Consider the following 15,037-nt stretch of genomic DNA (forward strand, 5'->3'; position numbering starts at 1 on the left):
CAGCGGGATGGTCACCTCGGCGGGTGATGGGTCTGGGGTTAACAGCTTCATGGCAAAACACCTGTATTTATATACAGGCATTATAGCGCACCACCTTTGAACCAGCGCAAGTCCCGCATGCCAGTGATGGCGTACCATGGCGCCAACAAATAACAAAGAGGTCAGTATGAGTCACAATCTGTGTGCCCTACCGAAAGAGCAGCAAGAACGGGTCGAGGTCGAGAAGGCCGCCGCATATGCGGTATGGAAGGAGCGCAACGGTCACTTGGCCAGCGCAGAAAGCGAAGCGAACCAACATCAAGGTGAACTGGGTCGCTACTTCCTCGAACAAGTAGCGAAATACAAGAAACTAAGATAACGCTCGGTCTTTAAAGGTCGCGTATATGTGAGACTCGATAGGGTTTTTCCATTCCTTAAGTGGTAGCCTAGTCGTTATTAACCAATAACTTAACAGAAGAATGGAACAACTTAACCGAGCCCTTGCCTTACACCAGTTACTATTGGACTTCCGTTACCCTGTTCCACGCTCCGTCATACTCGAACGACTTGCGTGCTCAGCCAGCACTTTCAAACGGCTGCTGGAATTGCTGCGAGACCGTTATCAGGCGCCAATAATCTGGGACCCGACCGCTCGTGGTTATCGTTACGATACCGATGATGGTCGATTTACCTTGCCGGGCGTCTGGCTTACCGAATCGGAAGCCTTTGCGCTCTTGATGGCCAATCGCCTGCTGCAGGATGTGCAACCGGGTCTGCAGCAGCAGGGGGTGGCTCAGTTGCAGGCACGTATCGGAGATTTGCTGGGTCCCCAGTGGCAGAATGAAGCTGACCGCCTGCGTGTGGAAAGCATCGGGCGCCAATACGTGTCCCCAGAGCTATTCCTACCTCTGGTACAAACGCTGTTTTCCAGGCGTCAACTCCACTTTCTCTATCACCCCACACAACATCAGTCCGAAGAGCGTCAAGTATCGCCACAGCGTCTCTGCTGGTATCGGGACAACTGGTATCTGCTTGCCTGGTGTCATGGACGAGAGGCCCTGCGCCTCTTTGCCTTGAGTCGAATAGTCGAACCCAAATCGCTGGATGAAGCCGCCTGCGAATGTGGGACGCCAGAGCTGGATGCACTCTTTGCAAATGGCTATGGCATCTTCGCCGGAGCTGATTTGCAACAGGCCGAACTGCGCTTTGACCCATCTGCTACCCCTTGGGTCAGAGATGTGCAGTGGCACCGGGAGCAGCTCCAGACCATAGAGCCAAGCGGTCATATTCGTCTCACTTTCCCCTATGCCGATCAACGCGAACTGGTACGCGACCTGATGCGCTTTAGTGGCGAGGTTGAGGTACTTGCGCCACTTGAACTACGTCAGAGTGTGATAGCGGCCATGGAAGCCGGATTAAAAAAACACGAGGCAGTGGCACCACTGGCTCAGCCGGTGAGCCAGTGAGAGGGGAATAATGACAGTCGAGAGTCACACTTGAGTGCCGGAGGCGACCCCGCAATGGATGGAGTAAATGAGCCTGTTCTGTTTTCAAACCTAGACCCACAGGCTGCGGTTCTCTGGGCCAAGAGTGGCGAGGATCAAGGCCACCCTTTGCTGGCTCACATGCTAGATGTCGCGGCGGTAGCAGAAGCTATCCTCGAGCTTGAACCCGCCACTACCCATCAACACCTGGCCAGTCAATTTGGTATGTCGGTTGAGGGGGCTCCCCGTTGGCTGGCGACGCTTGCTGGTTTGCATGATGTGGGCAAGGCCATCCCGGGATTCCAAGCAAAATGGGAGCAAGGGCAGGCACTTGCCAAGGCTCAAGGACTGACCTTTGCCAGTACATCGCTGCGCAGTAATCGCCATGACTGTGCCTCGACCGCCATTTTGAAGAAATGGCTACCGGTACACACAGGTGCCGAGACCCCTTGGTGCCTGAATGTGGCTGAGGCGGTTGGAGCTCATCACGGTTACCCGTTGACCACAAAGGAGGTTGGGGATGGCTTGCCGCTGCGTGAAGATAAGGCATGGCAGCAAGCCCGGCAGGCATTGCTCGATACCTACTGGAAGGTGCTGACCCCATCAGGAGTGATTACCGCTGACGAACTGGCGCTACCTGCCATCAATTGGCTGGCAGGGCTGACTTCTATTTCCGACTGGATCGGCTCTAACCCCGAGTGGTTTCCCCTCGGTATTCGTCACGACGATCTCAGGCAACACTACCTCCATGCCAAAAGACTGGCTCATAAGGCGCTGACGGCGATCGGCTGGCGTTCCTTTTCACCTTTGCTCGCAGAACCCGTCCCACTTGATAGGCAACTTGGCCAAATGTTGGCTGCCGATAAGCCTGTCATACCACGAGCCCTGCAGAGCCAGGGTATAGAGCTGTTACAAGCGAGCCAAGGGCCCGCTTTGCTGCTGGTGGAGGCCCCCATGGGGGAGGGCAAGACAGAGCTCGCCTTTATGGCGCATCTGCACTTGCAGCGTACGAATGGCCATCGCGGCTTCTATCTGGCCTTGCCAACCCAGGCCACCGGCAATGCACTGTTTGCCCGTGCTCGCCAGTTTATGGATGCTTTTGCACACGGTTCGGCGCCCGATCTGCAACTGATCCACGGTGGCGCCGCTCGTCACGAGATGATGGCAGCGCTCAAGGACGTGTGGGGTGACGATGGCAAGCAGAGTGAGGGAGTAGAAGCCGCCCGCTGGTTCTCCCGTCGCAAGCGACCGCTGATCGCTCCCTATGGAGTGGGCACCATCGATCAGGCGCTCTTCTCTGTGCTGAATGTCAAACATCACTTCGTGCGGCTCTGGGGGCTGGCCAATCGAGTGGTGGTGCTCGATGAAGTTCATGCCTACGACACCTATACCGAAGGGCTGATTGAAGCGCTGCTGCGCTGGCTAAAAGGCCTGGGCTGCTCAGTTATCCTGATGAGTGCCACCCTGCCAACCAAGCGTCGTGATGGTTTGCTCAAGGCATGGCGGGTTGACCCTGCAGTGCTGCCAGAGCTTGCCTATCCGCGGTTGGTGCTTGCCGATGACAGGGGCCTCGACTGGGATGACCAGATAGAAAGCCGAATGATGGAGCCCGTCCGGTTGGCCGGATGCGGTACTACACCCGAGGAGTTGCTCTGCGTAGCACTTGAGGCCCTGACCCACGGCGGTTGCGGCGCCATCATCGTCAATACGGTCGAGCGGGCACAGCAGCTCTATAGCCTGCTCAAGGCCAAGGCGCCGGAAGATCTCACCCTGCAGATTTTTCATGCCCGTTTCCCGTCCGATGAACGGGCACAGCGAGAAGCTGCCGTGCTCTCCACCTTTGGAAAAGAGGGGAAGCGTCCGGCCCGGGCCCTGTTGGTGGCAACCCAAGTTGTCGAGCAATCTTTGGACATTGATTTTGACTTTTTAATCAGCGATCTCGCCCCGGTCGATCTGCTATTGCAGCGGGTGGGGCGCTTGCATCGCCATCAGCGCCCAGCCCGCCCCGAGCCTCATCGTCAGCCGGTGTTGACAGTAGCCGGACTCTTACCCGGTGAATTACCCGATTTGGCGACCACCCGTTGGCGCTTTGTCTACGATCCCTACCTGCTCGCCATGACCTGGGTGCGGCTCCTCGGCGAAACCAGCTTGCAACTGCCCCAGGATATCGATCGGCTGGTTCAGGCCGTCTATGGCGATGGGGAGTTGCCCGATTCGGTGAGTGAGGCGCTACGCCAATATATCGAGGAATACAGCTACGCCACTTATCTGGCTGCAGAGCAACACCAGCGGCAGCTGGCCCGCAATATTGTTATCAGGGCCGATGCAGATCCGGGTACTGCCTATTCGAACAAGCCCAGAGGTTACGAAGAGGGGGAGGGCGAGGACAAAGGTTTAATTAACTGCACCCGGCTGGGCAAACCCAGCGTCACCGTGATCCCGCTCTTTGTCTCTGACAAGGGGGTGGCCTTGACGCCTGATGCTGAGCCCTTCGCGCTCGATGCAACTCTTTCAACTGAACTGGCCTGCCAGCTCTGCGCCCGCCAGCTCAGCCTCTCCAATCAGGCCCTGGTTAAGGCCATCAAGCAGCAGCCCGACGTGCAAGCCTTTGCTCAGAGCCCGCTGCTTCGCTACAGCTACCCGTTGTTGCTCGATAGGGAAGGAAGGGGGCGGTTGGATGGCGGGCTGGTGGTTCGGCTCGATGGGGAGTTGGGGCTTATCTACCGGAACAGGGAATAACCAAAGGAGTGACAATGACAATGCGTTTTAATCTGCTCGACGAGCCCTGGCTGCCGGTCAGGATGCTAAGTGGCGAGGTCAGGGAGCTGGGCTTGTTGGCCCTTTTTGAGCAGGCGCCGCAGATAGTGGCCCTGGCAGAGACGGCGCCGCCATCCTTGATGGCTCAATATCGTCTGCTGCTCGCTATCACTCATCGCGCGTTAAGTGCACAGACCCCGAACTGGGGGCAACGGGAGTTGCGTCATTGGTATAGTCAGGGACTCCCCACAGAGGCCATCATCTCCTACCTGGAAACATGGCGCGATCGCTTCTGGTTGTTTCACCCCGATCATCCATTTATGCAGGTGGCCGAGTTAGCCACAGCTCCCGAGACCCGTGACAAGTTCAAACCCTGGACCCAGATTGATCTGGCCAGCGTCAGCGGTAATGCTCCAGTCGTGTTTAACCACTCTCTGGATACAGTGCCGGGGGCCATCTTCCCGTCTCATGCCATTCGTCACCTGCTTGGTTTTTTACAGTGCACGCCGGGTGGTTTGATTCAAGTGTTTCGAGTATCAGACAAAATGGGCCCGCTAACCGATACGGCGGCCACCTTGCCTCTGGGGGATACCCTGGCCCAAACCCTTATCTTGGGTTTACATCCTGCCTCCCCTGATGGACATGAAGACCAGCCATGCTGGGAGCGGCCAGAACTGACCGTTGCCAATCTGAAAGCGGCGGCTGTGCTCGCCACTGGCCCCAACGATCGCTATACCCGTCAGACTCGCGCTGTGCTCTTTCACCGCGAAGAGGATGGTGCCATCCGCTGGTTGCGTTTTGCAGCAGGCATGGGGCTTGAAGAGGATTCACATGCCCCCGACCCCATGGCGAGCTTTCGGGAGGGGAGCAACGAGCCGGTACGCCTTACTTTTAGTGAAGGGCGAGCTCTGTGGCGCGATCTGCCAGCTCTATTGCCTGATGGGGGCTCACGTCCGGCAGCCATCCTTGAAAATGCCACCCGTTTAAAGAAATCGCTAGGCAGCAAACACCTGAAGTTACTTGTGGCAGGGCTGGCGTGCAAGCAGGCCAAGTTGCTGCGTTGGCGAGTCGAGCAGCTAGAGCTGCCGCAGGCTCTGCTGGATCAACCCGAGGTGACCCGAGCGGCCCGCATGATGTTGGAGATGGCCGAGACCCTGTTTGCGTCGTTTAAAGGAGCCGCAGTGCAGCTGATTGCGGATACCCTGCCAGACAGTCAGCAGAAAGATACCCGTAGCCGTGCTCGCACCCTGTTTGATGCAGGCCCCGCTACACCGATCTTCTTTGCCCGCGCCGAGCGCGCCCTGATGGCGACCCTAGCTCTTATCGAACAAGACCCCGATGCCGCGGAGAGGCAATGGCAGCAAGTGCTGAAAGAGGCGGCTATTGCTGCTTGGGAAGCACAACTGACCTGCTTGGGAGGTGGTGCCAGCGTATGGCGTGCCAATGCCAAGGTTCAGTCCCGCTTGTGGTTTGCCATTCGGGAGCAACTGACAGCCCTTAACGAAACAGGAGAAGTTCAATGAGTGATCAGCCCTTTGTTGATTATCTGCAGCGACTCGCACAGAGCAACCGTGGGGCGTTGGCCGAACTACGCCGCAGTCTCACCTTTGCCCCCGGCACGGCGCCGCGCGTCTTTCCCTACGTTGAGCCCTTTATCGCAGCAGACGAGCATCCTGATTCTGCCCGTCGTCAGTCGCACTACCTGGTGGCGGGGCTGTTTGCACTTCATCCACAGCATAGCGAGGTGACCTTGGCCAAGGCGATGGGGGGGCTCTATCGCAAGCAAGAACAAAGCCCATCCATCGAGGGGCGTTTTATCGCGCTGCTTGAGTGTGATGGCGAGACCTTGGCCGAGCCGTTACGCCACTGTGTCACCTTGTTGAGATCCCATGGTATGGCCATCGATTATCAGCGGCTGCTTTGGGATCTCACCGACTGGCTTAACCCCACTAACCCTGAGCGACTCGACCAATTGCGTCGCCGGTGGGCCACTGATTTCTACCGTGTAGCTGCCCATATCGCTTCAAACGACTAAATCTTCAAGGAGAGAAATTATGACCCTGTTTGTTGAACTGCATCTTATCCAGAACTTCGCCCCTTCCAATCTGAACCGTGATGATACCGGAGCACCCAAGGATGCAATCTTTGGTGGCCAGCGCCGAGCCAGACTTAGCAGCCAATGCCAGAAAAAATCGGTACGGGATTTGTTCAAAACATCGAATCTCATTGAAGCCGAACATCTGGGTACGCGAACCCGACATTTGGATCGTCTAGTGAAGGAAGAGCTTGAAAAGATAGGGGTAACTACAACCTCTACATTCAACGAGATCATCAAGCAAGCGTTGAAAAAGAAGAAAGATAAAGAAGAAAAAGAGACGGATAAAGAAGATGAAGCTTCGCCTGAAGCAACGCTCTCTTACCTGCTTTATATTTCAATGCCTGAAGTGAATGCACTGAAAGATCTCATATCTTCTCATGCAGAAGAAATAGTAAGCCTGAGTAATAAGAAAAAACTCAAACCGACCGATATATCTAAACAGTTCAAATCTGAACTGGAAGCATTACTTCATAGAAGTCGAGCTGTTGATATTGCCCTCTTTGGCCGAATGCTGGCCGACTTGCCTCAGGTGAATCAGGATGCTGCCTGTCAGGTAGCCCATGCCATAAGCACTCACAGGGTCGAGCGCGACTTTGACTACTTTACTGCTGTCGATGACGTGGGTGGCCCTGACGAAACCGGTGCAGGCATGATTGGCCAGGTCGAGTTCAACTCCGCTACCTTCTACCGCTATGCCGCGCTTGATGTGAGCAAGTTGTTGCAGAACCTGCAAGATGACAAGGAGCTGACAGCATCGGCCATTGAGTCTTTGATCCAGTCGATGGTCCGAGCCATACCGACTGGCAAACAAAACAGCTTCGCTGCCCACAACCTGCCTGAGTTTATCGGGGTTAGCCTGCGTAAAAGCCCTCTCAATCTGGCCAATGCCTTCGAGCGTCCGATCCAGCCGCGCCACGACAAGAGCCTCACCGAACAGTCTGTGGCGGCGCTTGGTGAGTACGAGAGCAAGCTGGCCCCCGTCTACGGAGATGCAACCGATCGCTGGGCCCATATCGATCTCACTGGCAAGTGGCAGCTCGAGAACAGTCAGGCCCGCAGCTCGGTAAGCGACTTGGCTGCTTGGGTACGCGATGTCGTCGAGACCCAGTGGGGAGAGTAACATGCCGACACTGCTACTGCGGCTGCAAGGGCCTATGCAATCCTGGGGGACTACTAGCCGCTTTGATGAACGCGACACCCAGCTGGAGCCTTCCAAATCGGGAGTGCTCGGGCTAATCTGCGCCGCCCTGGGGCGGGATCGAAGCGAGTCTGTCGATGATCTTGCGGCCCTTCAGATGGGGGTGAGGGTGGACAGGGAAGGGGTTGTGTTGCGCGATTATCAGACGGCCACCGGTATCGTTAACGCGGCTGGCAAGGTCGATATGAAGCGCACCGTGGTCAGCCCACGCTACTACTTGAGCGATGCCGCTTTTCTGGTTGGTTTTGAAGGGGAACGAGCTCTGCTCGATCAAATCCATCAGGCACTGAAAACGCCCCATTGGCCTCTTAGCTTGGGCCGCAAGGGGTGTTTGCCGTCACCGCCAGTGTATCTGCCTGATGGTGTGCGAGATAGCGCTTTGCTGGAAGCTCTGCGCGACTATCCCGAGTTGATCAAGGGGGCTGGTCTGCAAGTGCGTCGCTTGTTGTTGGAGGCGACAGAAGGGACGGTTCGCCTCGATCAACCGATAGCCCCTTTTGCAGATCGCCGCTTTGGCCCCCGTTTTGTGCTCACTGAGCAACTGGAGCCTGAGGAGGTGTCATGTCCCTGAATCAATTGCATCTGAGTCGATTGATCTTGAACCCAAGAAGCAAGGAGGCACGTCGTGACCTGGCCAATCCCTACGAGCTTCATCGTACCTTGGCCAGGGCTTTTGCTCCCGACGAAGAGACCGCGCCTGCACGCTTCTTGTGGCGTCTCGAGGCAACAGCCAATTGGCAACAGCCTCAACTGCTGGTGCAATCTCAAACCGAAGGGAACTGGGGGCCGTTACGCGATCTGCCTTACTACCTGCAAGGGGAAGTTCAAGAGAAGCGCTTTGCACCCGAGCAATGGCTTGAACAAGGTCTTTCCTATCGCTTTCGCCTGCAGGCTAACCCGACGGTAACCCGTGATGGCAAACGCAGAGGGCTGTGTAGCGAGGAAGAGCAGTTGGCTTGGCTTGCTCGGCAAGGAGATCGTCACGGTTTTAGTCTTGTCCATGCACTGGTCAGTAGCTCTGTGATGCAGCATGGGCGGAAGGGAACAAGCCGTCTTAGTGTCTTGACTGCGACCTTCGAGGGTTACTTGCAGGTTGTCGAGCCTGATGTCTTGCGAGCCGCCCTGTGTGCCGGTATCGGCCCAGCCAAGTCGCTGGGTTGCGGCTTGCTTTCTTTGGGAAAAGCCTGATGCTCCCCCCTCTAAAGCCACTCCCAATCAAGGATCGCCGGGCCATGCTGTTTCTTAAATATGGCCAGCTCGATGTGATCGACGGCGCCTTTGTGCTGGTGGACAAAGAGGGGGTACGCACTCACATACCCATTGGTACTGTCGCCTGTCTGATGCTAGAGCCCGGCACTCGGGTCTCTCACGCAGCCGTCAAGCTGGCAGCAATGGCTGGTACTCTGCTGGTTTGGGTAGGGGAGGCCGGGGTGAGGCTCTATGCTGCAGGTCAACCGGGAGGTGCCCGATCCGACCGGCTACTATTTCAGGCCAAACTTGCACTGGATGAAGAGCTGCGTCTCAAAGTAGTACGCAAGATGTTTGAGCTGCGCTTTGGCGAGCCACCTCCCAGCCGTCGTTCAGTAGACCAGTTGCGTGGGATCGAAGGGGCCAGGGTGCGTGAGACCTACAAACTGTTGGCTGCTCGATATGGGGTTAAGTGGCAGGGGAGACGCTATGATCCCAAGGATTGGGAGAAGGGCGACCTGCCCAATCAATGTATTAGCGCCGCCACATCCTGCCTCTATGGCATCACTGAGGCGGCCATCCTGGCTGCCGGGTATGCCCCCGCCATCGGCTTTATCCATAGTGGCAAGCCGCTCTCGTTTGTCTACGACATAGCCGACATCATCAAATTTGAAACCGTGGTGCCCCAGGCGTTTGAGATCGCAGCTAGGGGCGATGCCAACCCTGATCGCGCAGTACGCTTGGCTTGTCGCGACAGTTTTAACAAACTGCGCACCTTGGAAAAGCTGATCCCGCTAATTGAAGAGGTGCTTGCTGCAGGGGGGATCACCCCGCCTGAGCCTCCCAAGGATGCTCAGCCGCCCGCCATTCCCGAACCGATCGGCATGGGGGACGCCGGTCACAGGAGTCAGTGATGAGCATGTTGGTCGTCGTGACCGAAGATGTGCCCCCACGTTTGCGTGGTCGGCTGGCTATCTGGTTGCTGGAGGTCCGTGCAGGTGTGTATGTGGGAGATGTCTCGCGCCGTGCACGAGAGATGATCTGGCAGCAGTGTGAGGCATTGGTTGAGCAGGGCAATATCGTGATGGCATGGTCTGCTAACAACGACTCAGGGTTTGACTTTCAAACCTTGGGAGCAAATAGAAGGATGCCGGTGGACTTGGATGGCTGCCGGTTAGTCTCATTTCTACCCTTTGAAAATCAATAGGTTATTGTTCATTAACAATCTGGATTAGTTGGTGGCTTTTTTATGGTTTGAAAAAGCCATTTAAATCAATAACATCCATTAAGTCTGCTCCCCGCGCACGTGGGGATGAACCGGGTCAGGAACCATGAATGCTTGAGCAGCAGCACTGCTCCCCGCGCACGTGGGGATGAACCGGAGGACATTCTTGCCACCTTGCTGCCCCATGCCTGCTCCCCGCGCACGTGGGGATGAACCGTCACGGCTAGCGCGGTTCCCGTGCTTGCGCAGCTGCTCCCCGCGCACGTGGGGATGAACCGGGGGAGCTGTTCCGCTTTGCCGATGAAATCAACTGCTCCCCGCGCACGTGGGGATGAACCGCGTCACCTCAATGACCGGGACGGGGTACGCCACTGCTCCCCGCGCACGTGGGGATGAACCGCGACATGGAGATTTAATGATGACCGAGCAGCCTGCTCCCCGCGCACGTGGGGATGAACCGCAGCTGACAGAGTGGGAAAGCAGAGCCCGATTCTGCTCCCCGCGCACGTGGGGATGAACCGTTATTAGGGTTGCTCACATCTCGATTGCCAAACTGCTCCCCGCGCACGTGGGGATGAACCGAGGGATCAGGGTCGCCGAAGGCGTTCTTCTGACTGCTCCCCGCGCACGTGGGGATGAACCGGTAAATTTCGAGTACGCCAGCGGAATACTGGACTGCTCCCCGCGCACGTGGGGATGAACCGACTGCACAGGCAGCCGTGCCGATTGGCAGGGCCTGCTCCCCGCGCACGTGGGGATGAACCGACGCGCTCTGTGCCATCGAGCTGAAATTTGACCTGCTCCCCGCGCACGTGGGGATGAACCGCGACTTGATTTGGTAACGCTTGAGGCGGGTAGCTGCTCCCCGCGCACGTGGGGATGAACCGCCGGGATAGACTTGAGAACGGCGCCTTCCTTGCTGCTCCCCGCGCACGTGGGGATGAACCGGCCATCGACACCGTTCTCAGAATCGACGCTTGCTGCTCCCCGCGCACGTGGGGATGAACCGCCACCGGCCCTGTTACAGAGTTACGGAGGTTTCTGCTCCCCGCGCACGTGGGGATGAACCGAGTCCTTGTTGGATTGAGCCTTGGCTAATTCGCTGCTCCCCGCGCACGTGGGGATGAACCGCTGGCCCTGATGCTGGTTCTACTGCTGGTGAGCTGCTCCCCGCGCACGTGGGGATGAACCGCCTCGGTACTCGGGATCGGATGACAGACCCCACTGCTCCCCGCGCACGTGGGGATGAACCGCAATGCGCCAATCCATCGCGCTGGATAACAAAGCTGCTCCCCGCGCACGTGGGGATGAACCGGTCGGGCTCGGGGCGTAGGTAATGGTCCTAATCTGCTCCCCGCGCACGTGGGGATGAACCGCGATATGACGCCATCATCAAGCCGGCTGCTGGCTGCTCCCCGCGCACGTGGGGATGAACCGGCTGCATGACTCAGTTCAAGAACGCAGTGCTGCTGCTCCCCGCGTACGTGGGGATGAACCGTGGTCACTGCGAAGAGACTATCGAGATCCGCTCTGCTCCCCGCGTACGTGGGGATGAACCGGCATGCCGTGGCTGACAGACATGGTTAACCCACTGCTCCCCGCGTACGTGGGGATGAACCGTTGTAGCCCTTGGACGTGAGCGCTGTCTGCTGCTGCTCCCCGCGTACGTGGGGATGAACCGTCCATCGAGTGTCCGAAGTGCATGACTCAGAACTGCTCCCCGCGTACGTGGGGATGAACCGGTGCTGGTCGCCGCGATGCTCTACATGGCAGACTGCTCCCCGCGTACGTGGGGATGAACCGCGGAAGGTTTGAACGGTACCCAGAGAGCCAACCTGCTCCCCGCGTACGTGGGGATGAACCGGGGATGGCCCGTTTGTCCCGGGCGCTGGCTCTCTGCTCCCCGCGTACGTGGGGATGAACCGCTGGTCATCGTCCCTGCAGAGCAAGTCGGGAACTGCTCCCCGCGTACGTGGGGATGAACCGTCCAGTTCGAGTTCTTCGATAGAGTCCATTCTCCTGCTCCCCGCGTACGTGGGGATGAACCGCGGGAAATCTCACCGGCAAGCAGCGCGATATCCTGCTCCCCGCGTACGTGGGGATGAACCGACCGCATCCCGGTTGCCGACCGCCTCACCGTGCCTGCTCCCCGCGTACGTGGGGATGAACCGCGCTACTGCCAGGCCGAGCTCTACAACGTCGACTGCTCCCCGCGTACGTGGGGATGAACCGGGCACAGATTCCTCCACCCACCGCTTATCTGGCTGCTCCCCGCGTACGTGGGGATGAACCGCAATCCAGTCTGAGACTGCTGCATGTACCACTCTGCTCCCCGCGCACGCGGGGATGAACCGCTGTTCATGTTATTGCTTCCGGGCTTTATCAGCTGCTCCCCGCGCACGCGGGGATGAACCGCCGCCCGGCACCCGATGCCGCCCGACATGCATCTGCTCCCCGCGCACGCGGGGATGAACCGGCCGCCCACTGCTGTCCATTTTGAGGAAAGTGCTGCTCCCCGCGCACGCGGGGATGAACCGACGGCTAACGGGGTGTGGTTTGTTGAGAGTGTCTGCTCCCCGCGCACGCTGGGATGAACCGGCTCTCAGCGTTCTGAGGTAGGCAAACGCCTCCTGCTCCCCGCGCACGTGGGGATGAACCGTCGATGATGGGGTTGATGTAGATATCATCCAGCTGCTCCCCGCGCACGCGGGGATGAACCGAGCGGGGCAGGGGTCAATTACAACCTGTCCAACCTGCTCCCCGCGCACGTGGGGATGAACCGTGGGCATTCCGCCAAGTGCTGTCGATGTTTGGCTGCTCCCCGCGCACGCGGGGATGAACCGGGGAGCGAGTGCGAGCTGCAAAGACGGCAGAACTGCTCCCCGCGCACGCGGGGATGAACCGAACGTGAGCCGCGACGACCAGCTGGCGACCCACTGCTCCCCGCGCACGCGGGGATGAACCGCTGTTCACCCCGTCAGTGGCTACGCCGGAGGCCTGCTCCCCGCGCACGCGGGGATGAACCGTCAGTGTTAACCACCGTTTTCAGCTCTTCATGCTGCTCCCCGCGCACGCGGGGATGAACCGGAGTTCGAGAACGGGCGGGATCTCTACTACGCCTGCTCCCCGCGCACGTGGGGATGAACCGTCATCGAGCGTGGCGGGGTCGATGGGGTTATCCTGTTCCCCGCGTACGCGGGGATGAACCGGCAGAGAGGCGGGTTTGATTTCCGCACGGAGCCCGTTCCCCGCACCTGTGGGGATGAACCGCGACAGGAGCAGGCTCGCCGCAATGACATTCACCGCTCCCCGCGCACGTGGGGATGAACCGTTGCTGATGAACGGTCGGAGCTCTTTTGTCAGCTACTCCCCGCGCACGCGGGGATGAACCGTACGTGGCCAAGAAGATTGACGGCTTCGCCATCCGCTCCCCGCACCCGTGGGGATGAACCGCACGGGTTGGCTGCTGCCCCAGCGCCACAAACCTGCTCCCCGCGCACGCGGGGATGAACCGACGCTCAGCAGGGAGGGGGGTTGCTGTCGCTTCTGCTCCCCGCGCACGCGGGGATGAACCGTATCAGGAGCTTTGGCGCCGTTGGCATCATTGCTGCTCCCCGCGCACGCGGGGATGAACCGAACGCCTGCATGTGGTCGCGTCGGCGTGTGGACTGCTCCCCGCGCACGCGGGGATGAACCGTTGATGACATAGACCAGGATGTCTTTGTCTTCCTGCTCCCCGCGCACGTGGGGATGAGCCGCAGGAGGGCAAACGGATCTCTGTCTATCTGGACTGCTCCCCGCGCACGTGGGCACGTGGGGATGAACCGTGGGCATTCCGCCAAGTGCTGTCGATGTTTGGCTGCTCCCCGCGCACGTGGGGATGAACCGGCCGAACTGCTGGAAAGCATTGGCGCCGTAGTCTGCTCCCCGCGCACGCGGGGATGAACCGTGATGTCCGGACATACGCCAGCCATCCCAATACTGCTCCCCGCGCACGCGGGGATGAACCGCTGGTTGGCGAGTTCGTCAACACCGCGTTCGCCTGCTCCCCGCGCACGCGGGGATGAACCGGACATTCGCCGCGCCCTGGGTCAGTAACGCACCTGCTCCCCGCGCACGCGGGGATGAACCGTCAACGAAGGCTCCCGCACCATCCGCACCGTTCTGCTCCCCGCGCATGTTGGGATGAACCGTATTCCGGCAGCTACGCCAGCACAACGTCAGGCAGCTCCCCACACCCGTGGGGATGAACCGTATGTAGATGTTGAGCTTGATCTCGCGCGGCGCCCTTCCCCACGCTCGTTGGGATGGAGACCAGCTACAACTCTAAGTACTCAAATGTCTACCAGCTAATCAACGATGGCCACAGTGCGGAGGACGCATCCCGAATGCTTTGCCTACCGCTGCGAACGGTTAACGACATCCTGGGGATCGAGGAATAAACAAAGGGGCTCAAGGCCCCTTTGTTATTGGTTCATCCAGTGTAACCACTATCTCGACAGACTCACCGAAGTGAAGGCGGGCGAGTCTGATTAGTTCTGCCACATCTGGGTAGTTGTCACGGACGTACTGACGCCGTTCTTCCAGTGACATTTCAGCGGACACGCGGCCCCCCCTTTTTCAATTCACTTCGCCTTGGGCCTCTGTATCTCTTGAGGATTTTAGGTCTCTCAAAATCAAGAGGAAGCCAAGACTCCTTAGAACGCCTGCCTGACTTAGTGAAGTTTAGTCACGACCTTACGGAACCGCGCCAGCGGTGAAGTAAGGGAGTCGGAGGTTTTCAGGAGATCCAAGAAGTGAATTGAGGGTAGCATTTTTTTGACCAAAAGACAAAGACGATTGTTTGTTTTGTTGTCTCGATCGCGCCCATTAACCCTTTAGCCGTGCTGCATAAAAATACACTAGCCCATTTATGTTCTTTTAGGTTGCAACGGGATGAGTGTGTGGTATGTTTTTTATGCCTTGGTGTGAGAGGGAACTATGCCGAAGAAAACCAAACTGACGAACGAGCAACTTGATTGGCTCCGTTCGTTACCGCCAGAGAGCTTACCAGTACAGGCCGAGCGAGTAGGTGTGTGTGTTGACACCCTCAAAAGGATCTTGGTGCG

General features: G+C 58.3%; 10 protein-coding genes and 1 CRISPR repeat array. All 10 genes read left to right on the forward strand.

Annotated features, from left to right (window positions below; translation table 11 throughout):
• The first annotated feature begins 166 nt into the window (after window positions 1-166).
• The 10 genes from G5229_RS03730 to cas2e all read left to right on the forward strand — a co-directional run bounded on the left by G5229_RS03730 (window position 167) and on the right by cas2e (window position 9,911).
• The gene (locus G5229_RS03730; protein ID WP_064341176.1) at window positions 167-358 is read left to right on the forward strand and encodes a DUF3283 family protein; all 192 of its coding nucleotides are present in this window, start codon (window positions 167-169) and stop codon (window positions 356-358) included.
• Between the two features lie 226 nt (window positions 359-584).
• Window positions 585-1,445, forward strand: a complete 861-nt coding sequence (locus tag G5229_RS03735; protein ID WP_421208537.1) for a helix-turn-helix transcriptional regulator — start codon at window positions 585-587, stop codon at window positions 1,443-1,445.
• Window positions 1,446-1,499: 54 nt separating this feature from the next.
• Window positions 1,500-4,202 carry a CRISPR-associated helicase Cas3' gene (cas3, locus tag G5229_RS03740; RefSeq protein WP_421208538.1) on the forward strand — a complete coding sequence of 901 codons (2,703 nt, stop codon included), beginning with the start codon at window positions 1,500-1,502 and terminating at the stop codon, window positions 4,200-4,202.
• A gap of 14 nt (window positions 4,203-4,216) precedes the next feature.
• The gene (gene casA / locus G5229_RS03745; protein ID WP_421208540.1) at window positions 4,217-5,743 is read left to right on the forward strand and encodes a type I-E CRISPR-associated protein Cse1/CasA; all 1,527 of its coding nucleotides are present in this window, start codon (window positions 4,217-4,219) and stop codon (window positions 5,741-5,743) included.
• Window positions 5,740-6,255 (forward strand): type I-E CRISPR-associated protein Cse2/CasB, encoded by a 516-nt coding sequence (casB, locus tag G5229_RS03750; protein ID WP_421208542.1) that lies wholly within the window; start codon window positions 5,740-5,742, stop codon window positions 6,253-6,255. The genes casA and casB overlap by 4 nt, the downstream gene beginning before the upstream one ends.
• A 19-nt stretch (window positions 6,256-6,274) precedes the next feature.
• Window positions 6,275-7,438, forward strand: a complete 1,164-nt coding sequence (gene cas7e, locus G5229_RS03755; RefSeq protein WP_258720296.1) for a type I-E CRISPR-associated protein Cas7/Cse4/CasC — start codon at window positions 6,275-6,277, stop codon at window positions 7,436-7,438.
• Window position 7,439: 1 nt separating this feature from the next.
• Window positions 7,440-8,087, forward strand: a complete 648-nt coding sequence (gene cas5e, locus G5229_RS03760; RefSeq protein ID WP_064341170.1) for a type I-E CRISPR-associated protein Cas5/CasD — start codon at window positions 7,440-7,442, stop codon at window positions 8,085-8,087.
• On the forward strand, window positions 8,078-8,704 hold the full coding sequence (cas6e, locus tag G5229_RS03765) for a type I-E CRISPR-associated protein Cas6/Cse3/CasE (RefSeq protein WP_258720295.1): 627 nt from the start codon (window positions 8,078-8,080) through the stop codon (window positions 8,702-8,704). The genes cas5e and cas6e overlap by 10 nt, the downstream gene beginning before the upstream one ends.
• On the forward strand, window positions 8,704-9,618 hold the full coding sequence (cas1e, locus tag G5229_RS03770; RefSeq protein ID WP_207670612.1) for a type I-E CRISPR-associated endonuclease Cas1e: 915 nt from the start codon (window positions 8,704-8,706) through the stop codon (window positions 9,616-9,618). The genes cas6e and cas1e overlap by 1 nt, the downstream gene beginning before the upstream one ends.
• Entirely contained in the window at window positions 9,618-9,911 is a 294-nt protein-coding gene (cas2e, locus tag G5229_RS03775; RefSeq protein WP_136501392.1) for a type I-E CRISPR-associated endoribonuclease Cas2e, read from the forward strand. Before cas1e ends, cas2e begins: the two co-directional genes overlap by 1 nt.
• Window positions 9,912-9,995: 84 nt before the next feature.
• A CRISPR array of direct repeats spans window positions 9,996-13,688; the repeat unit is 29 nt; unit sequence CTGCTCCCCGCGCACGTGGGGATGAACCG.
• Window positions 13,689-15,037 lie beyond the last annotated feature (1,349 nt).

Origin of the sequence: Aeromonas sp. 602396, assembly GCF_049173735.1 — a bacterium.
GTDB lineage: Bacteria > Pseudomonadota > Gammaproteobacteria > Enterobacterales > Aeromonadaceae > Aeromonas > Aeromonas veronii_A.